At 68.5% G+C, this 20063-nt stretch carries 16 protein-coding genes and 1 pseudogene; 16 read left to right on the forward strand and 1 reads right to left on the reverse strand.

Annotated features, from left to right (window positions below; genetic code table 11):
* The first annotated feature begins 13 nt into the window (after positions 1 to 13).
* The 11 genes from ispG (at position 14) to GORHZ_RS06360 (ending at position 13357) form a co-directional block, all read left to right on the forward strand.
* Positions 14 to 1204 (forward strand): flavodoxin-dependent (E)-4-hydroxy-3-methylbut-2-enyl-diphosphate synthase, encoded by a 1191-nt coding sequence (gene ispG / locus GORHZ_RS06310; RefSeq protein ID WP_040530429.1) that lies wholly within the window; start codon positions 14 to 16, stop codon positions 1202 to 1204.
* A gap of 82 nt (positions 1205 to 1286) precedes the next feature.
* Positions 1287 to 2123, forward strand: coding sequence for a GNAT family N-acetyltransferase (locus GORHZ_RS06315; RefSeq protein ID WP_006331354.1), 837 nt, complete (start codon positions 1287 to 1289; stop codon positions 2121 to 2123).
* An 82-nt stretch (positions 2124 to 2205) separates the two neighbouring features.
* Positions 2206 to 4041 carry a penicillin-binding transpeptidase domain-containing protein gene (locus GORHZ_RS06320; RefSeq protein ID WP_006331356.1) on the forward strand — a complete coding sequence of 612 codons (1836 nt, stop codon included), beginning with the start codon at positions 2206 to 2208 and terminating at the stop codon, positions 4039 to 4041.
* 113 nt (positions 4042 to 4154) lie between these two features.
* Positions 4155 to 5018, forward strand: coding sequence for a type I methionyl aminopeptidase (gene map, locus GORHZ_RS06325; protein WP_006331358.1), 864 nt, complete (start codon positions 4155 to 4157; stop codon positions 5016 to 5018).
* Between the two features lie 10 nt (positions 5019 to 5028).
* A complete protein-coding gene (locus GORHZ_RS06330; protein WP_006331359.1) occupies positions 5029 to 6558 on the forward strand; it encodes a cobyric acid synthase in 1530 nt (509 codons plus the stop codon).
* 51 nt (positions 6559 to 6609) lie between these two features.
* A complete protein-coding gene (locus GORHZ_RS06335) occupies positions 6610 to 7428 on the forward strand; it encodes an alpha/beta fold hydrolase (RefSeq protein ID WP_373279565.1) in 819 nt (272 codons plus the stop codon).
* Between the two features lie 166 nt (positions 7429 to 7594).
* Positions 7595 to 8626, forward strand: coding sequence for a DUF6777 domain-containing protein (locus tag GORHZ_RS29415; RefSeq protein WP_006331362.1), 1032 nt, complete (start codon positions 7595 to 7597; stop codon positions 8624 to 8626).
* Between the two features lie 42 nt (positions 8627 to 8668).
* On the forward strand, positions 8669 to 9991 hold the full coding sequence (locus GORHZ_RS06345; RefSeq protein ID WP_169330660.1) for a trypsin-like peptidase domain-containing protein: 1323 nt from the start codon (positions 8669 to 8671) through the stop codon (positions 9989 to 9991).
* A 45-nt stretch (positions 9992 to 10036) separates the two neighbouring features.
* Positions 10037 to 10663 (forward strand): response regulator transcription factor, encoded by a 627-nt coding sequence (locus GORHZ_RS06350; protein WP_006331369.1) that lies wholly within the window; start codon positions 10037 to 10039, stop codon positions 10661 to 10663.
* 1 nt (position 10664) lies between these two features.
* Positions 10665 to 11306, forward strand: coding sequence for a Pvc16 family protein (locus tag GORHZ_RS06355; protein WP_006331370.1), 642 nt, complete (start codon positions 10665 to 10667; stop codon positions 11304 to 11306).
* Complete coding sequence (locus GORHZ_RS06360; RefSeq protein WP_245551359.1) at positions 11303 to 13357, forward strand: ATP-binding protein; 2055 nt, start codon at positions 11303 to 11305, stop codon at positions 13355 to 13357. The genes GORHZ_RS06355 and GORHZ_RS06360 overlap by 4 nt, the downstream gene beginning before the upstream one ends.
* Here the strand turns inward: GORHZ_RS06360 and GORHZ_RS06365 are convergent.
* Positions 13328 to 15259, reverse strand: a complete 1932-nt coding sequence (locus GORHZ_RS06365) for a zinc ribbon domain-containing protein (protein WP_006331372.1) — start codon at positions 15257 to 15259, stop codon at positions 13328 to 13330. The two genes, GORHZ_RS06360 and GORHZ_RS06365, sit on opposite strands and share 30 nt — an antisense overlap.
* 228 nt (positions 15260 to 15487) lie before the next feature.
* On the opposite strand from GORHZ_RS06365, the gene GORHZ_RS06370 reads away from it, so the two are divergent.
* The 5 genes and pseudogenes from GORHZ_RS06370 to GORHZ_RS06385 form a co-directional block, all read left to right on the forward strand.
* Complete coding sequence (locus GORHZ_RS06370; RefSeq protein ID WP_006331373.1) at positions 15488 to 17020, forward strand: phage tail sheath family protein; 1533 nt, start codon at positions 15488 to 15490, stop codon at positions 17018 to 17020.
* 27 nt (positions 17021 to 17047) lie between these two features.
* Positions 17048 to 17500 carry a phage tail protein gene (locus GORHZ_RS06375; protein ID WP_006331374.1) on the forward strand — a complete coding sequence of 151 codons (453 nt, stop codon included), beginning with the start codon at positions 17048 to 17050 and terminating at the stop codon, positions 17498 to 17500.
* The gene (locus tag GORHZ_RS31375; RefSeq protein ID WP_006331375.1) at positions 17493 to 17936 is read left to right on the forward strand and encodes a hypothetical protein; all 444 of its coding nucleotides are present in this window, start codon (positions 17493 to 17495) and stop codon (positions 17934 to 17936) included. Before GORHZ_RS06375 ends, GORHZ_RS31375 begins: the two co-directional genes overlap by 8 nt.
* Before the next feature lie 11 nt (positions 17937 to 17947).
* On the forward strand, positions 17948 to 18082 hold the full coding sequence (locus GORHZ_RS32180; protein WP_373279566.1) for a DUF6760 family protein: 135 nt from the start codon (positions 17948 to 17950) through the stop codon (positions 18080 to 18082).
* A 41-nt stretch (positions 18083 to 18123) separates the two neighbouring features.
* Positions 18124 to 20063 (forward strand): annotated as a pseudogene (locus GORHZ_RS06385) (hypothetical protein); the annotation flags it as partial.

A 20063-nucleotide genomic window follows, 5' to 3' on the forward strand; every position in this document is an offset into this window, starting at 1 on the left:
CGAGGTGAACGAGATGAACGCCCCAGCAACATCGGAGACCGGCGGCGGTGTGACGCTCGGCATGCCGTCGGGACCACCGCCGGTCCTCGCGCCGCGCCGAAAGACCCGCCAGATCCAGGTCGGCCGGGTCGGGGTCGGCAGCGACCACCCGATCTCGGTGCAGTCGATGACCACCACCAAGACCCATGATGTCAACGCGACGCTGCAGCAGATCGCCGAACTGACCGCGTCGGGTTGCGACATCGTGCGGGTCGCCTGCCCGCGGCAGGAGGACGCCGACGCGCTGTCGACCATCGCCGAGCACTCGCAGATCCCGGTGATCGCCGACATCCATTTCCAGCCGCGCTACATCTTCGCCGCTATCGACGCCGGCTGTGCGGCGGTGCGTGTCAACCCCGGCAACATCAAGGAGTTCGACGGCCGGGTGAAGGAGGTCGCGCACGCCGCATCCGCGGCCGGCGTCCCTATCCGGATCGGCGTCAACGCCGGGTCGCTGGACCCGCGTCTACTCAAGAAGTACGGAAAGGCGACCCCGGAGGCGCTCGTCGAATCGGCGCTGTGGGAGGCGAGCCTGTTCGAGGAACACGGCTTCGGCGACATCAAGATCTCGGTCAAGCACAACGATCCGGTGATCATGGTGGAGGCCTACCGCCAGCTCGCGGCCCAGTGCGACTACCCGCTGCATCTCGGAGTGACCGAGGCGGGCCCGGCATTCCAGGGCACCATCAAGTCGGCGGTCGCGTTCGGCGCGCTGCTCTCCGACGGTATCGGCGACACCATCCGGGTGTCGTTGTCGGCGCCGCCGGCCGAGGAGGTCAAGGTCGGTGACCAGATCCTGCAGTCGCTGAATCTGCGACCCCGCAAACTCGAGATCGTGTCGTGTCCGTCCTGCGGGCGCGCGCAGGTCGACGTCTACAAGCTGGCCGACGAGGTCACCGCAGGCCTCGAGGGTCTCGATGTGCCGCTGCGGGTGGCGGTGATGGGATGCGTCGTCAACGGTCCGGGGGAGGCCCGCGAGGCCGATCTCGGTGTCGCGTCGGGCAACGGCAAGGGCCAGATCTTCGTCAAGGGCGAGGTCATCAAGACCGTGCCGGAGTCGGCGATCGTCGAGACGTTGATCGAGGAAGCGCTGCGGATAGCGGGTGAGTCGGGTGACACTGATGGGGACACTCAGGTGGGTTCACCTGTCGTGACGGTCGGCTGACCGTCGTCGGCGAGTGGCCCGACGAGGGCCGACCCGCCAGGCCGCAGGTCGTGACCTGCATGACCAGTTCAGAGGAGCGGTGGTGCTGAAGCTTCTGGGTGACCGGCCGTTGGGCGCGCGCGACGCGCCGGCCGTCGAACGCGCCATGGCGTCCGATCCGGTGGCCATGTGCATGGTCGCCGCCCGCCTCGAATCCCACGGCATCAACCCACGACTGCTCGGCGGCGAACTGTGGACCGTCGACAGCCCCACCACATCGCTGTGTTTCTCCGGCGCCAACCTCATCCCGTTGCTCGGCTCGACGAGCGACATGGAGAGTTTTGCGGACCGTGCCTCGTCCTCGCCACGGATCTGCTCGTCGATCGTCGGCCGGGCGGAGTTCGTGATGCCGTTCTGGGACCGCATCCAACCGTCATGGGGGCCCGCGCGTGAGATCCGCGACTCCCAGCCGTTGCTGGCGTTGACCGGGCCGCCGGCGGTGGCACCGGATCCGCGGGTGCGACTGGTGACCCTCGACGACCTCGACGCCTATGTACCCGCGGCGATCGACATGTTCGTCGGTGAGGTCGGGGTGGACCCGTGTGCCGGGGACGGGGGTCGTTCGTATCGTCGGCGCCTGTCGTCGTTGGTCACCGCGCACCGTGTCTTCGCCCGATTCGACGGCGGCGAGGTCGTGTTCAAGGCCGAAATCGGTTCGCTGTCCCGCCGTGTCGGCCAGATCCAGGGGGTCTGGGTGGCGCCGCATCGTCGGGGCGAGGGCCTCGGCGCGGGCGGCACCGCTGCCGTCGCCGCGGCGATCATCGCGCACGGTCGCATGCCGAGCCTTTACGTCAACAGTTTCAACCTGCCCGCGCGGGAGGTCTACCGGCAGATCGGGTTCACCCAGGTCGGCACGTTCTCGACCGTTCTCATCGACTGAGCCGCGAAAAACGTAGGCATTCTGACATTCCACGCGCGTGGCGCAACGGAATCGGGATCACGTCGCCATAAGATCGCAACTGATGTTGCAGATGAGACGGCGTGTGATCAACGTGGCGTGTGTGTCGGTGAGTGCTGCCGTGGCGCTGACGGTGGCGGGATGCGCCACCACCGACGACGGTCCGCGTCAGGCGGTCGAACAGTTCCTCGCTGCCTACACCGCGCGCGACATCGCCGCCGCGGCCGATCTCACCGACAACCCCGACCGGGCCCGGACCGAACTAGACGCCGCGTGGGAGGGCCTCGGGGCCGACGATCTCACCGCGAGCACCGGCAAGGTGCAGGTGACCGGTGACACCGCCGACATCGAGGTCGCCTACCACTGGGGCCTGCCGCAGGAACGCGTCTGGGACTATCCGGCCCACGTAAAACTCGCCCGGTCCGACAAGGGCTGGTCGGTGCGCTGGACCTCGACCGACATCCATCCGGATCTCGGTGCCAACCAACGGCTTTCGTTCCGGACCGTGCAGGCGCCGCGGGCCACCGTGAACGAGTCGGACGGTTCCAAGGTCCTCGTCAACGGTTCGATGATCGGGATCAACTTCGATGCGCGGCAGGCCGCCGAGAACGGTTCGGTGGTCGATTCGGTGACGCGTCTGGTGTCGGTGCTGCGCCCGTTCGCCCCGGGACTCGACGCGCAGAAGATCGCCGAGGAGTCGACCGCGAACGATCAGCAATACCCGATCACGCGGTTGTCGGAGCGCGACTTCGACCGGCTCCGTGACCAATTGGCCATCCCCGGCGTCGTCCACAACGTCCAGGCGGAACTTGTCGCAAAGGACCGGGATTTCGCTCCCGCATTGCTGACCGAGGTCAAGAAGGTCGTCGACGGAGAGATGGACGGGCGCGTCGGATGGCGGGTCGTGACCGTCAACCCCAACGGACTCGACGCGGACGTGCTCGTCGACGAGGCTCCCGAACCCGCGCCCGCGATCTCGCTGAGCCTGTCGCGGCGCGTGCAGAACGCCGCGCAGCGCGCCGTCGACGCCACCAACCGATTCCAGATCGCCATGGTGGTGATCCAGCCATCGACCGGCCACATCCTCGCGATCGCACAGAACCGCGCGGCCGACCGGCAGGGCCCGATCGCGACCAGCGGTCTCTACCCGCCGGGTTCGACCTTCAAGATGGTGACGGCAGCCGCCGCGATCAGCCGCAACCTGGCTCATCCGGGCTCGATCGTGCCGTGTCCCGGCGAGATCGAGATCGGACCCCGACGCATTCCCAACTACGACAGGTTCTCCCTCGGCCCGGTGCCGATGCTGCAGGCGTTCGCCAGTTCGTGCAACACCACCTTCGCTCATCTCGCGAGCAAAATGGGGCCGTCGGATCTGGCTCACACCGCCGCCGCGATGGGCATCGGTCAGCAGTACGAGATCGCGGGTCTCGATGCGGTGTCGGGTTCGGTGCCGATCGAACCGGCACTCGTGGCGCGCAGCGAGGACGGGTTCGGCCAGGGCAAGGTTCTGGTGAGCCCGTTGGGTCTGGCGCTGGTGGCCGCGACCGTGGCCCACAACGGCAAGGCCCCGGTGCCGCAGCTGATCCTGGGTCGGCCGACGAAGGTCGAAGGGCCGAGGCCGACCCTGGCGCCCGGAGTGGCGGCGGAACTGCGGCCGATGATGCGCGCGGTGGTCACCCAGGGTACGGGCACCGTCATCGCCTCGATGGGAGATGTTCTCGGCAAGACCGGTGAGGCGGAGTTCGACGGCGGTTCGCACGCCTGGTTCGCGGGGTATCGCGGCGATCTGGCCTTCGCGACGCTGGTCGTGCGGGGTGGCGACTCGAACAACGCGGTCGGGGTGACCCGAGACTTCTTCTCGTTCCTGCCACCCGGCTACGCGACCGGCGCCCGCTCCTGAGCATTCCCGCGACTCGAGGCGTAGCGCTGACGCGGGTGCCGAGGGCGCCGTGTGGACCGGCGTGACGCGGGCGCGGCACCTGTGCTCTGCCACGTCTGGATAAGCTTGGCTGCATGACTGTTCGCGCTGCCTTGCGGCCCGGCACCATCTCGCCGACCCGCCCGGTCCCGGATTCCATCGAGCGCCCCGAGTACGCGTGGAAACCGACGGTGCACGAGGGACACGAGCCCTGGGTGCAGACGCCGGAGACCATCGAGAAGGTTCGTGTCGCCGGCAAGATCGCGGCCAACGCGCTCGCCGAGGCCGGGAAGGCCGTCGCCCCCGGGGTGACCACCGACGAACTCGACCGGATCGCCCACGAGTACATGGTCGACCACGGCGCCTACCCGTCGACACTGGGCTACAAGGGGTTCCCGAAGTCCTGCTGCACCTCGTTGAACGAGGTCATCTGCCACGGCATCCCGGACTCGACGGTGATCGAGGACGGGGACATCGTCAACATCGACGTGACCGCTTACATCGACGGCGCGCACGGCGACACCAACGCGACGTTCCTCGCGGGCGACGTGTCCGCGGAGGTCGCCGATCTGGTCGAGCGCACCCGGATCGCGACCGAGCGGGCGATCAAGGCGGTCAAACCCGGACGCGAACTCAACGTTATCGGCCGGGTCATCGAGTCCTATGCGAACCGGTTCGGTTACCACGTCGTCCGTGACTTCACCGGCCACGGCATCGGTGAGACGTTTCACAACGGCCTGGTGGTCCTGCACTACGACCAGCCCGACGTCGACACCGTCATCGAGCCCGGGATGGTCTTCACCATCGAACCGATGATCAACCTCGGCGGCCTCGGATATGAGATCTGGGAGGACGGCTGGACGGTGGTGACCACCGACAAGAAGTGGACCGCCCAGTTCGAACACACCCTGGTGGTGACCGAGGACGGGGCGGAGATCCTGACCTTGCCCGACGCGTGAAACGGCGCGCGTGAAGGGGGCGTTGCTCGTCGGCGGGACCAGTTCCGATGCCGGGAAGAGTCTCGTCGTCGCCGGGTTGTGCCGACTGTTCGTGCGGCAGGGAATCCGGGTGGCGCCGTTCAAGGCGCAGAACATGTCGAACAACTCGGTGGTCACCCTCGACGGCGGGGAGATCGGTCGCGCGCAGGCACTGCAGGCCTACGCCTGCGGGCTCGCGCCGTCGACCCGCTTCAATCCGGTGCTGCTCAAGCCGGGCAGCGACCGCCGCTCCCACGTCGTGGTGCGAGGGCGTCCCGCCGGCGACGTCGGGGCACGCGACTACCACCGCCGGCGCAGCGATCTGGCCGCGATCGTGGCCGGCGAGTTGTCGTCGCTGCGCAACGATTTCGACGTCGTGATCTGCGAGGGCGCCGGTTCGGTCGCCGAGATCAATCTGCGGGCCACCGACATCGCCAACATGGGCCTCGCACAGGCGGCCGGGATGCCGGTACTCCTGGTCACCGACATCGACCGGGGTGGTTCGCTGGCGCATCTGTTCGGGACGACGGCGGTGCTCGACGCCGACGATCAGCGCCTGATCGCCGGATACGTGATCAACAAGTTCCGCGGCGACCCGTCGATCCTGGCGCCCGGCCTCCATCGGCTCCGGGAACTCACCGGGCGGACCACACTCGGTGTCCTCCCGTTCCGCTCCGATCTGTGGATCGACGCGGAGGATTCGCTCGCCGTGCCCGTCGGTCGGCGGGTGGGCCCACCTGATGCCGGGTCGGCCGGTGACGTATCGGCGCGGCTGACCGTGGCGGCGGTCCGGCTCCCACGCGTGTCGAACACGACCGACGTCGAGGCGCTGGCCTGCGAACCGGGCGTCGACGTCACCTGGGTCGACGATCCGGGCAGCGTCCTCGCCGCCGACCTCGCGGTCCTGCCCGGCACCCGCGCCACCGTCTCGGACCTGGGCTGGCTGCGGGAGCGTGGCATCGACGGTGCGCTTGCCGCCCGGGCCCGGCGCGGACTGCCGGTGCTCGGTATCTGCGGCGGTTTCCAGATGCTCGGCACCCGCATCGACGACCCGGTCGAGTCGCGTCTCGGGCCGGTCGACGGACTCGGTCTGCTCGACGTCGAGTTCGCATTCGATGACCACAAGATCCTGCGTCAGGTCACCGGGACCGCTGCGGGTCATTCGATCGGCGGATACGAGATCCACCATGGCCGGGTGGCTTCGTCGGGCGTTCCGGGCTGGATCACCGATGCCGTCCACGGCGAGGAGGGCGCGGTGCGCGGCCCGGTGCGCGGGACCCACTGGCACGGCCTGATGGCCGCCGACGAGTTCCGGCGCGACTTCCTGCGCACGGTCGCCGACGAGGCCGGGAAGAGGGCTTTCACGGTTGCGACCGACACCGTGGTGGACCGGATTCGCACCGCCCAGGTCGATCTGATCGCCGATCTGCTCGAGGCCCACCTCGACATGACCGCTCTGGCCACCATCGTCGAGCGAGGGCCCGATCCGGACCTGCCCGTCATCGCCCACCGTCTGTCCTGACCCGCGGAGACGTCGGAATGTGCCGATCTCGCATATTCTGTGCCGGTGGACATGCAACAGCACACGGTGAAGGTGGGTGAGCTCACCTTCGATGCCCGGACAGGCGGGCCTGAGGGGGGGAAATGGGTGCTGCTCTTGCACGGTTTCCCGGTGAACAGCTCGTGCTACGACGCGGTGCTGCCGAGGCTTCATGAAAGTGGTCTGCGCACAGTCGTTTTCGATCAGCGTGGCTACAGCGCGGGGGCGCGACCGGAGTCGGTGGACGACTACCGGCTGAATTGCCTGGTCGCTGATGCGCTCGGGGTTCTCGACGCGCTCGGTGTGCAGTACGCGATGCTGGTGGGACACGACTGGGGCGGGATCGTCGCATGGCATCTGGCCGGGAAGCATCCGGATCGGTTCACCGGCCTGGTGGCGGCCAGCACGGGGCACCCGTCGGCGATGCGCGACGCGCTGGCGATGGGGGACCAGCGCGAGAAATCCATCTACATCAAGGATTTCATCGCCGAGGGAGCGGAGAAGAAACTGCTGGCCAAGAGCGGTGCGGTGCTGCGAGAGGCCGGGGTGAGTGCCGAGGAACTCAAGCCGCTGACCAAGCGCGGGGCATTGACCGGGCCGCTCAACTGGTACCGGGCCAACTTCACCGGCGACATCGCCGAGAAGCTGGCGTGCCCTGCGGTGGAGATCCCGACGACCCTGCTCTGGGGCAACGAGGACGATACGCTCGGTCGTGAGCAGGCCCAGCTCAGCAGTCGATACGTCTACTCGGACTTCCGGTTCTGCGAGCTCGCCGGTGTGGGGCACTGGATCCCCCAGCAGGCGAGTGCCGCGCTGGCATCGGAGATCGCGCTCCGTTCGGCGGTGTTCTGATCGTTCGGGGCCCCGTGGCCAGTTGACCTACCTGAAAGTGAGGTAGGTCACATCACCGGTTACGTAGTGCCGGCCGGGGAACAGGAGTAGTCCGCTACGCGTGTCATCGTGGCCCTGCACCACGAGCATAGGGTGCATGGCGAAGGGACATCGGAGTAGTACTGGCGTGGCCGCATGGTTCACGCTGGCGGCCGCGGCGGCGGTAGCGATCCTGGTGCTCGCCGGATGCACCAAGGACGTCGCACCCGAGACGAGTGCGGTCACCCTCGAGGCGGCGACGTCCGCGGGAGATTCCCCGTGGACGCAATCGATCGCAGAACCGGTCGATCCGTCGAAGGTCGTCACCCTCGACGCGAAGGTCACCGGGCCGGCCGGACAGGGGACGACCGCCGACGGCGTGACGGTCGGTCTGTACGGCGGCTCGACCCAGCTGACGATCTGCAACAAGACCAAGCTCGTCGCCTTCCTGGAGTCGGAGCCCGACAAGGCCGATGCCTGGCGCAACGTCCTCGGTGTCGGTGACATCCCCGACTATGTGGCGACGCTGAGGCCGGTCGTGCTGATGCAGGACACCCTGGTCACCGACCACGGGTTCGAGGACGGACACTCGACGGCGTTCGACGCCCTGCTCCAGTCGGGAACCGCCATCCTGGTCGACCCCAAGTGGGTGCCACGGGTCCGGTGTGCCAGCGGCAGTCCGCTGACACCGGCCGACGTGTCCCTCGGCGACACCACCTACACCGGCGACCAGTGGACGGGCTGGCAGGAACACAAGGTGGTGCTGCCGCCGCACACGACCAGCGAGACGCCGAGCACAACGGTGACGACCTCGGAAACCTCGGAACCCGTGTCGCCGTCGCAGCCGGTCGTGTCCTGCGACCCCGGGCCGTGTCCTCCGTCGCAGTCGGCCGGCGTCGACTCCTCCGCACCGAACGGCGAGGGGACCGACGGTGGGGGACAACAGGACGGCACCGGCGACCAGGGCACCGGTGGTGGCCAGGAGGCGCCAGGGACCGGTGACGGGGCAGGCACACAGCCGGATACGGGCGGCGACGGCCAGAGCAACACCGGTGGCACCGAAGGTCAGGGCCAGGCCGGCCAGGGTGGGGATCTGGGTGGTGCACCGGCCGGTGCGTCCGTCCCCGCACAAGAGGTCGTCACCGATGTCGTCGTCCCCTCGTCGGTCCCCGTCCAGTGACCCAGTGACTCAATGACTCAGGGACTCAGGGAACGAGACATCATGTCATCACCACTCCCACCGCGACGTCGCGGTATCCGAGGCGGCGCAGCCGTTGTCGCCACAGTCGTCGGGGCGTCGGCGGCTCTGTGGGCCGCCCCGGCCGGAGCGGCGCCCGTACCGACCGATTCGCCGGCCACCCGGGCTGCGGCCGTGATTCGTCCGGCCGTGGTCTATCTGGAAAGTGCCATACCGGGCTCGGTGACCACCCGCTGCAGCGGCTTCGTCGTGAACCCCGATGGCTATATCGCGACGGCCGGCCACTGTGTCGACCCGCAGCACCTGACCGGAGACGACACCACCGCCGCGTCGAGCAATCAGATACTCGACGAGATCGCCACGACCGGCCTGGAGGTCTCCGTGCTGTTGCCCGACCCCGCGGGCGATGCCGTGAAACCCGTCGCCGCCCGGGTGGTGGATGTCCGGTCGCTGCGCCAGGGAGATCTCGCGTTGCTGAAAGTGGCGCGGACGAATCTGCCGTCGTCGGAGTTGTCGGCCACCCGGCCCGAGATCGCGCAGCCCGTCCAGGCGATCGGCTATCCGGTCGACACCGAAACCGACGCCGAAATCGACTTCGCCAACCTGGAGCCGACCGCGCGCAGCGGCGCCATCAGCGCCATCAAGACGCTGGGAGCGTCGTCGGTGATCGAGGTCAGCGCCGAGATGTCCCCTGGGATGAGTGGCGGTCCGACGATCGGTGAAGACGGAAAGGTCATCGGCGTCAACAGTTTCCGGAAGGCCGACGACGCAGGTGCGTACTACGTGACGGCGGCCGCCGAACTCAGTGAGATGTTGAAGAACAACGGCGTGACCTCTGCCCTGTCGGCGGCGGACGAGGCCTACCGGACCGGGCTCGACGAATACTACAGCGGCGACTTCTCCGCCGCGATCGAGAACTTCGACAAGTCGGCCCAGCTGTCACCCGGCTACCCGAACGTCGCCGAACTCAAGACCGACGCAGTGCGGCGCCGGGAGGCCGCCGGCGGCGGGACCGGTTCCACCTCCGACATCACCTCGTCACTGCTGATCGGCGGTGCCGTGCTCGTCGCGCTCGCCCTCGCCGGCGGCATCGGCTTCTATCTCTACACGCGCCGCGGCAATCGCGCCGCCGGCGACGTCCCCGGTGACGTCCTGCCCGCCGGTGCCTACGCGCGACCCCCGGCCCCCGGGGCCGGACCGGCGCCCACCCCCGGACCGGCCGCCGGCGCGACGACGCAACCGATGGGACCCGCCCAGAGCACCGGTGGAATCCGCTGCCGCAATTGCGGATTCGAGATCCCGCCGGGTCAGGCGTTCTGCGGTCGATGCGGCACGCGTCAGGATTAGCGGGCGATCGCCCGCGGCATGAACGATGTTGGGAGACGAGAGATCATGCAACGCAGAATCATCACCTACGTGTATTCGAACGACCCGGTCCTGCAGGCCGGTGTCGTGAGCCAACTGAGCCTGCGCCCCGAGGTCGTGGTGGTCTCGGAGACGGCGCTGGACACCGCCGAGGTGGCCGTGGTCGTCGCCGACCAACTCGACGACGCCGTGCGCCGCAATCTGAAGGCCTTGCAGCGCAATGGCGTTCCGAGAACGATGCTCGTCCTCGGAACCATCGACGACGGCGTCGTCGTGGCGGCCGCCGAGGCCGGGGTCAGCGGACTGGTCCGCCGCTGCGAGGCCACCGCCGACTCGCTGACCCGGCACATCCGCAAGGTGGCCGACGGCGGTGGGGTGGTACCCGCGGACCTGGTGGGTAACCTCCTCGGACAGGTGGGTCGGCTGCAGCGACAGGTGCTGGCGCCACGCGGCATCCACTTCTCGGGGCTGACCGAACGCGAGATCGATGTGATCCGACTGGTTTCGGAGGGATACGACACCGCCGCGATCGCCAAACAGCTCTGCTACAGCGAACGGACGGTCAAGAACATTCTGCACGAGGTCACCTCGCGGTTGCAGTTGCGCAACCGGTCGCACGCCGTCGCGTATGCCCTTCGCGAGGGACTGATCTGAGATGATCGACGAGATCGACGCCGCTCTGAGGGCGATCATCGTCGATGAGGCGCTCGCGGGTGCCGACGTCGATCTCGCCTTCGACGCCCCGACCAAGGAGTGGGCGAGCAAACGGAGCGCGCCGACGATCTGCGCGTACCTCTACGACATCCGCGAGGACGTCCGTCGCCGCGAGAGCGGCTTCGTCGAGGAGTACCGAGACGGTCGGGCGGTGTCGCGACACAGTCCGCCCCGCTACTTCCGGTTGTCCTACCTGGTGGCCGCGTGGACCCAGCGGCCGGAGGACGAGCACGGGCTGTTGGCCCGGCTGCTGCGCTGTCTGATCAACTACCAGTCGATCCCCACCGACCGGCTCACGGGTTCGCTGGCCGAACTCGCACTGCCGGTGACGATGACGGTCGCGTTGCCGCCGTCAGAGGACCGGTCGTTCGCCGATGTCTGGAGCGCGCTCGGCGGCGAGCTCAAACCATCCGTCGACGTGGTGATCTGCGCGCCCCTGGCGGTGAGGTCGACGCAGCCGGTCGGGCCTCCCGTTCGGGTTCCCGTGCTCCGCACCGGCGGCATGCGGGATGCTGCGCAGTCCGCGGAAATCCGCCGCCGACCGCGAATCGACGAGACGCCCGGGACCGGAGGACCGTGGTGAGAGACGGTCTGTGGTACCTGCGCGCCCGGATGGAGTTGGTGGAGAACAGGATTTCGCAGGTCGTCGCCTTTCGCAGAAGCGTCGATCCCACCCCCGACGATCCGTTTCGCGGCCTCTACGTCGGGGAGGAGACGGTGGATGCGCTGCTGGCCCCGCACGACGACCCGCCATCCACCCACGGTGACCGCCTACTCGTCATCGAGGACCGGGCCGACGTCGAGGAGGCGCACGGTGGCGAGTTCCGGCTTCGCCGGCTGGCCCGATGCGCGGGACTGACCGACCTCGACGTCGAACTCCTCCTGATCTGCGCGCTGCCGGAGATCGACGCCCGATGGGAGCGGCTGTACGGCTATCTGAACGACGACGTGTCTCGTCGACGCGCATCACCGGGCCTGGCCTTGGCGTTGGCCGGATACTCCACCTGGGACGCCGTGGCACGTGCGCGTCTGGCACCGGGCGCACCGCTGGCGAGTCTGGGGCTGCTGGAATTCTCCGACGTCGACCGCCCGTTTCTCACCCGCACGCTGCGAGTGCCCGACCGGGTCGTCGACCACCTCCTCGGCGACGACGCGCCGCCACGTGCGCTCACCGACATCCTCGTCGACCCCGGCCTGCACCGCGGTGAGACGACGTCGCGGGTTGCTCGGGCGTTGCGCTCGTCGTGGGGGCTGATCTACCTGCGCGACGACACATCCGGCGTCGGCAGCGCCGCGGTGGTGGCCGCGGCCGCCGAAGTGCGGCGACGCAGCCTGGTGATCGATGCGCGGCGCCTCGGCGGGCGAGACGTCGGGGCCATCCTGCATGCGGTGCGCCGCGAGGCCGTCTTGACCGACGCGGTCGTCGTCGTCGAGAGCTTCCACGAGCTGTCCGAATCGGATTCGTGCGCAACCCTGTTCGAGTGCCCGACACCGGTCGTCCTGGTCGGGCACGGACCGTGGGCGCCCGAGACCGGTGACCGCCTCCCGATCCTGGTCGAGGTCCCGGCCGTGGCCACCGCCGATCGGCTGGCGATGTGGCGAAACGGGATCGGCCAGGCGGACAGCGGGATACAGGTCGGCGACGTGGCGGTGTACGCGCTGAACCCCGCGCAGATCCGGCGCGCCGTCGCCAATGCGGCGGCCGTCGCCGACGTCGACGCCACGACGATGACGGTGGGTCATGTCAGGGAGGGCGCGCGGATGCTGAACTCGGCCGGGCTGCAGCGTCTGGCACGTCGCACCACACCGGCGGTGGACTGGGATGATCTGGTATTGCCGGCGTCCACCACCCAGATGTTGCGTGATCTCGCCGCGCGCGCACGATACCGGGAGCGGGTGCTCGGCGAGTGGCGGATGCGGCCGGGCGGTGGTCGGGGCCACGGCGTGATCGGTTTGTTCGCGGGCGATTCCGGCACCGGGAAGACCATGGCCGCCGAGGTGCTCGCGGCCGACCTCGGACTCGACATGTACACCGTGGACCTGGCGTCGGTGGTGTCGAAATGGATCGGGGAGACCGAGAAGAACCTCGACCGGATCTTCGCCGAGGCCGAATCGGTCAACGCCGTTCTCGTGTTCGACGAGGCCGACGCGCTCTTCGGCAAACGCAGCGAGGTCCGCGACGCGCAGGACCGCTACGCCAATGTCGAGACCGCTTATCTGCTGGCGCGCATGGAGTCCTTCCGCGGCCTGGCGATCCTGACCACCAATCTGCGCGCCAACCTCGACGACGCGTTCACCCGCCGGCTCGACGCCGTCGTCGAGTTCCCGCGCCCGGACGAGAACGCCCGGCGCGAGCTGTGGCGGCGATGCCTGCGCGACCCGGTACCGTGCGCGCCGCATCTCGATCTCGAATTCTGCGCGGGAGCATTCCCCATGTCCGGCGGTAACATCCGGGCCGCCGCGGTGTCGGCGGCCTACCGTGCGGCCGACACCGGTCATCCGGTCGGCACCGACGACCTCGTGTACGGGATCGAACAGGAGTACCGCAAGCTCGGCCGGCTCATCGGTCCGGAGTTCGCCCGCTCCGAGCAGAGGTCGACGACGTCAGCGGCGGCGGATACACGCCCCGCCTAGGAAACCGAGGGCGGCACCGACGACGACCAGCACCGCGCCGTACATCGGACCGCCGGTACCGAACTGCTTGGTGAGGAACTCCATGTAGCCGACGAAGCCGACCGCCATGGTCAGCGCAGCGGTCTGGGTCGGCTTTCCGGATCTCGCGAACACACCGAGCGCCATCACCCCGGCGAGCACCAGAACCGCTGCACGGGCGGCCGGTTGAGTTTGTTCGACAAGATCCGAGCCGGCGAGCGGGGTGGACAGGAGCCGGTGGACGAGATAGTCGGGCAGTGTCCGGGCCCAGGGGGCGAAGGCGCCGGCCGCCGCGAGTGCGGCGCCGAGCAGGGTCAGCACGACCCGGGCGATCGGCATCCAGTCCGAGGTGTGCTGGGCGAAGGAGCCCTCGCAGGTCACCGACTCGTGGCCGTCGGTCGCGGTGAACGACAGGCTCCGTTCGCTGCTCTGGCCGGCGTCCGGGGGCCCGGCGGATACGGTGGTCCGCACCCAGACCGATCGGCGCGGCGGGACGTCCACCGTGTTCGGGGTGATCGTGACCCGTGCCGCCGCCTCGGGGTCGGAACCGGCGAGATACACGCTGAGCCACTGATCGGAGGCGGTGTTGTCGACGATCAGCCTGGTATGACCCGTCGAGGTGTTGCGCACCGAGATCTTGCTGGGATACAGGCGAAGAGCGGCCGTGGTGATCGGTGCGGGTGAGCGTGACAGCGTCAGGGTGCCGGTGGCCTCGACCTCCTCGATCGCATCGGTTGCGATGACGGTGAACGGATAGGACACCTCCTTGCCGACCTCGGGCGGCTCGGCCTGCACGGTCAACGGGACGGTCACGATCCGCCCCGCCCTGACCCGCACCTGCGAGGTGGGGAAGGTGAACGACACCCGCGCCTCCGGATCGCGTCCGCCGATGGTCAGCGTGCGGTCCTCGGCCCCGCGCCGGTTGTCCACCGCGAGCACGAGATCGGCCATGTTGAAGTCGGTGACGCGGATGACGCTGGGCTCCAACCGAAGCGACACCGCAACATGCTCGGGCGCGGCGGAACGCTGCTGGCTGACCGCGATCGTCGTCTCGGACTCGTCGTCGCCGGTGGCGGCGGTGACGGTGAGCCGCCGCTCGGTCTGCGCGCCGTGATCGAGGGTGGGGGCGTGGAAGGAGAGTGTCGCCGTCGCGGTGGCGGCGGGGCCGACGGTGACCGTGGCCGGTGCCACCGTCAGGTCGACCACCCCCTCGGGCTCCGACGCGGAAACGGTGACCGTCTGCGGATAGTTGCTGGCCGTGTTGTCCAGCGTCAATCGCGCAGCGCCGTCGGTCTCGTCGAGCAGCTTGATCACCGACGGATGTGCCTCGACCCCGACCGGCCCGCCGACCCTGGGGACGGTGACCTCGATCGTCGCCGAGGTGGTCTTGTCCTCGTCGGTCATCGACCGGGTCAGGAGGTCGACGGCGACGGTCTGTGCCTCGGGCAGTGGGCCGGCGGCGAGACCGAAGCTCACCGGCACCATCGCGTCGGTGTTCGGGAGCAGGCTGATCTCCTCGTGGTCGACGGTCAACCACGGTGGTGCGTCGGGGATCTGCACCACGTAGCTGTCGACGACGGGCGACGGGTTGTACATGTGCAGCCGGGTCGAGACGGCGGCCGCGGGTTCGAGGTCGATGGTCGTCCGATCCGGCTCCACCGTCGGCGCGATCACCCGGCTGACGTCGGTCGCGCTCGCGGATCTCCCCTTACCGCCCATCGAGCGAGTGGACCCGTCGCCGGACATCCCGCCGGACTTCCCTCCGGACTGCCGACGGTCCCGTGCGGATGACCGGTTCCAGGCCAGATAGGCGTCGCATTCCGTGCAGAACTGGGTACCCGGCGGATTCGCGGTTCCGCATGCCTCGCAGATGATGTCGCTCATGGGGTTCTTCCGGTTTCGACGTGGTGCGCGCATCTGAATCCAGCGTGGCCGCGAGGGCGTGGTGTGCCAATCGCGTTCGGGCCCTTTCGGATGCCCCTTCGTGCGGAAATGCCTGCCCCCGGCACCGGCCGAATGCACATTCTGCAGACAGTCTCCCAGCACCGATGATCGATGCACACCACAGGCCCCTCAGAGTGAGGCACCTCCACGGCGAATCAGGAGCACCCCATGCCTTCGTATCTCTCACCCGGTGTCTACGTCGAAGAAGTCGACTCCGGCTCCCGCCCGATCGAGGGAGTCGGAACCGCCGTCGCCGCCTTCGTGGGCCTCGCCGAGAAGGGGCCGTTCGATACTCCGACCCTGGTCTCCAACTGGACCCAGTTCACCACCAACTTCGGTGGGTTCATGGCCAACACCTCACTGGCCCAGTCGGTGTTCGCCTATTTCCAGAACGGCGGCGGCAACTGCTACATCGTCCGGATCGGCGACGGATCGAGTCCGTCGAAGAACGGGGACGCGCGCCGCGCCATCGAGTCCCGGCCCGCGCAGGCCGAGGTCGGGAACATGAAGGTGATCGCGGTCGACCCGTCGGCACCCGATCGCAGCCTCTCGGTCGAGGTCGCCGAACCCGACGAGGGCGCCCCGGAAGGCAGCGTGAAGGTCATCGTCAAGCGCGGCGAGGAAGTGGTCGAACAGCACACAGGTGTCATCTCGGGCCGCGGGCAGACCAACGTCAAGACCGTGGTCAACAACGAGTCGAAACTGATCAAACTCGAAACCGTCACCAGCAGCTCGGGCGGTGAGATCGCCAAGGGCCAATCCGCGGTCCTGGTTGTTCCGCCGCCGGTCGCGGAGGTGCCGTCGACGATGTCGGCCCAGGACTACGTCGGCGAGGTCGAGACCCGCACCGGATTCTCGGGTCTCGAGGCCATCGACGACGTGACCATGGTCGCCATCCCCGACCTCATGACAGCGTACGCGCAGGAGACCATCGACCTCGACACGGTGAAGTCGGTGCAGCTGGCGATGATCGCGCACTGCGAACTGATGGGTGACCGGATGGCGATCCTCGACACCCCGCCGGGCCTCAACGCCCAGCAGGTCAAGCAGTGGCGCACCGAGACAACGGGATACGACTCGAAGTACGCGGCGATGTACTGGCCGTGGATCGGGGTGGGCAAGGGCGAGTATCTTCCGCCCTCGGGGTTCATGGCCGGGATCTGGGGCCGCAACGACGACACGCGCGGCGTACACAAGGCGCCCGCCAACGAGGTCGTCCGCGGCGCGGTCGAGATCCAGACCCAGATCACCCGCAATGAACACGATCTCCTCAATCCGTCGGGTATCAACTGCATCCGGTCCTTCCCGGGCCGGGGCATCCGGGTCTGGGGCGCCCGCACCCTGTCGTCGGACCCGGCGTGGCGTTACCTCAACATCCGGCGCCTCTTCAACTACCTCGAGGAGTCGATCCTCGGCGGGACCAACTGGGTCGTGTTCGAGCCCAACGACCCTGCGCTGTGGGCGCGGTTGCGTCGCACCATCTCCGCCTTCCTGACGAACGAGTGGCGCCGCGGCGCGCTGTTCGGGCTGACCCCCGACGAGGCGTTCTTCGTCAAATGCGACGCGGAGACCAACCCGTCCGAGGGGATCGACGCCGGCGAGGTGGTCTGTCAGATCGGAGTCGCACCGGTGAAGCCGGCCGAGTTCGTCATCTTCCGGCTCTCCCAGTACTCCGGCGGCACCAGCTTGGTCGCCGAGTGACCTCCACGACGAAAGTGATGTGACACCATGGCACTTCCCGAATTCGACAGCTCCGTCGGCCATTCCTTCGGCCTCGAGTTCGACGGCATCCAGATCAAGAGCATCACCGAGGTCAACGGCCTCAAGATGGAACAGGACGTCATCGAGTACAAGTCGAACACCGCTGCCGACGGCAAGTACGCGATCAAGAAGCTTCCCGGCCGCTGGAAGGCGGGCGAGGTGACCCTGACCCGACCGCTGACCGACGACAACAGCTTCGACAAGTGGATCAAGGATTCCCAGCTCGGGAAGATGGCCGACGTCCGCAAGGGCGGGGCGATCGTGGTCTACGACTACGAGGGCAGCGCGGTGAAGCGCTACAAGGTCACCAACGCGTGGCCCAAGAGCCTCGAGATCAACACGTTGAAGGCCGGCGACACCAGCGTCCTGACCGAGAAGCTGGTCCTGACCTATGAGCGGCTGGAGGTCGACAGTGCGTAGAACCCACAGTGGTGCAGCACTTCTCGATCCACCTGGCGCAGAGCCGGAGACGCGCGACGACGCCGCGACGCTGGCCACGGAATTCGACTTCGTGCTGCCGCGCGGCTACGTCGACTCCTCGGGGACCCTGCACCGAACGGGGACGATGCGGCTGGCCACCGCGCGTGACGAACTCGTGTCGCAGCGCGACGACCGGGTGCGGGAGAACCCCGGCTACCTCACGGTGGTCCTGATCAGCCGGGTGTTGACGCGGTTGGGGACGCTCGACGACGTCCATGCGGGTGTCGTGGAAACCATGTTCGCCTCCGATCTGGCGTTCCTGCAGGACATGTACCGGCGCATCAACCAGGAGGGCCACACCCGGGCCGGGGTGGTCTGCCCGCACTGCAACGGCGAATTCGCCGTCGACCTCTCCGGGGGCCGCCTGGGGGAATAGCCACGTACGAGATCGAACACCTCTACCGCGAGATCTCGTACGTCGCACTGAACTTCCACTGGGGTCGTGACGAGATCCTCGACCTCGAGCATGCCGAGCGGCAACGCTATGTCGGCATGATCAACGATCTCACCGCGACGGAATGACCGACCTCTCACGCGATCGCGTGACATGAAAGGCGAAATCGATGGACTGGCCATGGCCGTGGCGACGAGCCGGCGCAGAGCGCCGGGTGCAGCGAACCCCGGCACCCCGCGCCACCGCAGGGCCCTCGGCGCGCGCACTGCCCGTGACGCAGCCGGCCATCGCCCCGCTGCACGTCACGATGGCCGACGAGATCTCCACGACACGGGCGTTCGCCGCGTCGCTGTCGGGTGGATCGCAAGCACTCGTGATGTCCTCACTGGCCACGACTCTCGACCTGCAGCGCGACCCGGCGATGCTGCACGATCCGGCGACGATCCGAGTTGGGCACGCCGCGGCGCCGACGCCGGACACCGCTGCGTCGATCGAGGTCGCCCGACCGGCGTTCATGCGGGGCCCGGAGCCCGCGCGCCGCACGGCGTTCATGCGGGCCCCGGAACCCGCGCGCCGCACGGCGTCGATCGGCCCGCTCCAGCGGGTCGACGCGCGTTCTCCACGGCATGCCTTCGCCGCGGACACTCCGTCCCCACCGGTGCCCGCCCTCCCGGCATCACACAGGCCCGACGCGGCGTGCGACACCGCATCGGTCACCAGGTCGGTTCCCGTCGCCGACATCGCGCCCGTCGCTCCACCCGTCGGGAGAACGCTCACACCTTTGCCGGGACCGATCCAGCTGATCGGGTCGGTTCCGGCGGCTCCACGGCATGTCCCGGCCCCGGCGCAGCACGCACCGCACGAACCGACGGCACCGCACGAACAGATCACCGCGACCGAACCGCTCGTTTCCCGCGCGGCACAACGATCATCGGTCAACCCCGACGTCCCGGCGCCCGCGAGCGCCGGCGACGTCATCACCCACATGAACGACGCTGCACCCACCGATCACGTTGCCGGGGTGCCGATCCTGGCAGTCGAGACAGCGGTGCCCCCGACCGACACCGCTCCGAAAGCCCCGGTCCCGATGGCTGCGACCCTGACACGCTCGGTGCAGGCCGCGACATCGGCGGTGCGGGTGTCCCGACTTGCGGCATCCACGGCATCCACGATGCCGACGGCGGTGCCCTCATCCGCGGTGCACACACCAGGGATCCCGGCGACCGTCGCCGGGATCGTGCAGCGCCCCCAGACGGTGCCGGCCTCGCGCCAAACGCCGATGTCTCCCAGCGAGCCGGCACCTCCTACCTCACCCGCGCCACCCGTCTCCGCTACCGTGCAGACCTCGAGGGTCATCTCTGCACCCGAGACGGCGCGCGTTGCACCAGAGCCGAAGATCGCAGAGCAGCACCCACCGGAGCCTGAGGACCGACGCGCCCGCGAGCCCGCGCCTCAGGGACCGGGTGATGCACCTGGGGGATCTGATGACGTCCCCACGGGGGTATCGCGATCGGTTCAACGCACCGCACTGGGCCGGCCCGTGTCCTCGAACCGGCCGGCCGAGACATCCGCGGAGGTGAGTTCGTCCGAGCCGGTGTCGTTCGCGACCATGTTCGGGTTCGGCGACGGCGGCGATCGGACCCATACCCCGGTCGTCGAGCCCACGTCCAGCGGTGAGATCCGCGTTGTGAATCGGCCCGCCCGGTCGCAAGGAACCGGGCTGCGGGCGGCGTCCGCTCAGCGGACAACGGTGGGGCGGCCTGCCTCGGCGCCGCCGGTCAGCGCCCAACGCTTCGGGCTTCCCATCGCACCACCCGACCTGGGACACATCCTCGACGACCGCGGAGCGGGCGCACTGTCGGCCGTCCGCGACCGACTCGGCAGCCCGACGATCCCCGGCGTGGTCGACGAGATCGCCCGCCGAGCACCGGGAGCTGCCAAGGCGGCGCGCGGAGTGGTCTCCGACGCATCCCGAGCCCTCGATGCGGTCCGTGGCTCTGATGCATCCCGAGCTCTCGATGCGGTGCGTGGTTCGGATGCGTCGCGGGTGTTGGATGCGGTGCGTGGTTCGGATGCGTCGCGGGTGTTGGATGCGGTGCGTGGTTCGGA

The sequence above is a fragment of the Gordonia rhizosphera NBRC 16068 genome, from assembly GCF_000298195.1.
GTDB classification, from domain to species: domain Bacteria; phylum Actinomycetota; class Actinomycetes; order Mycobacteriales; family Mycobacteriaceae; genus Gordonia; species Gordonia rhizosphera.

Excerpts from the sequence above, each read along its gene's own strand:
- GORHZ_RS06335 (WP_373279565.1), top strand. The coding sequence starts at position 6,610 with ATGCAACAGCACACGGTGAAGGTGGGTGAGCTCACCTTCGATGCCCGG.
- GORHZ_RS06355 (WP_006331370.1), top strand. The coding sequence starts at position 10,665 with ATGATCGACGAGATCGACGCCGCTCTGAGGGCGATCATCGTCGATGAG.
- ispG (WP_040530429.1), top strand. The coding sequence starts at position 14 with ATGAACGCCCCAGCAACATCGGAGACCGGCGGCGGTGTGACGCTCGGC.
- GORHZ_RS06320 (WP_006331356.1), top strand. The coding sequence starts at position 2,206 with ATGTTGCAGATGAGACGGCGTGTGATCAACGTGGCGTGTGTGTCGGTG.
- GORHZ_RS06345 (WP_169330660.1), top strand. The coding sequence starts at position 8,669 with ATGTCATCACCACTCCCACCGCGACGTCGCGGTATCCGAGGCGGCGCA.
- map (WP_006331358.1), top strand. The coding sequence starts at position 4,155 with ATGACTGTTCGCGCTGCCTTGCGGCCCGGCACCATCTCGCCGACCCGC.
- GORHZ_RS06350 (WP_006331369.1), top strand. The coding sequence starts at position 10,037 with ATGCAACGCAGAATCATCACCTACGTGTATTCGAACGACCCGGTCCTG.
- GORHZ_RS06370 (WP_006331373.1), top strand. The coding sequence starts at position 15,488 with ATGCCTTCGTATCTCTCACCCGGTGTCTACGTCGAAGAAGTCGACTCC.
- GORHZ_RS06375 (WP_006331374.1), top strand. The coding sequence starts at position 17,048 with ATGGCACTTCCCGAATTCGACAGCTCCGTCGGCCATTCCTTCGGCCTC.
- GORHZ_RS06365 (WP_006331372.1), bottom strand. The coding sequence starts at position 15,259 with ATGAGCGACATCATCTGCGAGGCATGCGGAACCGCGAATCCGCCGGGT.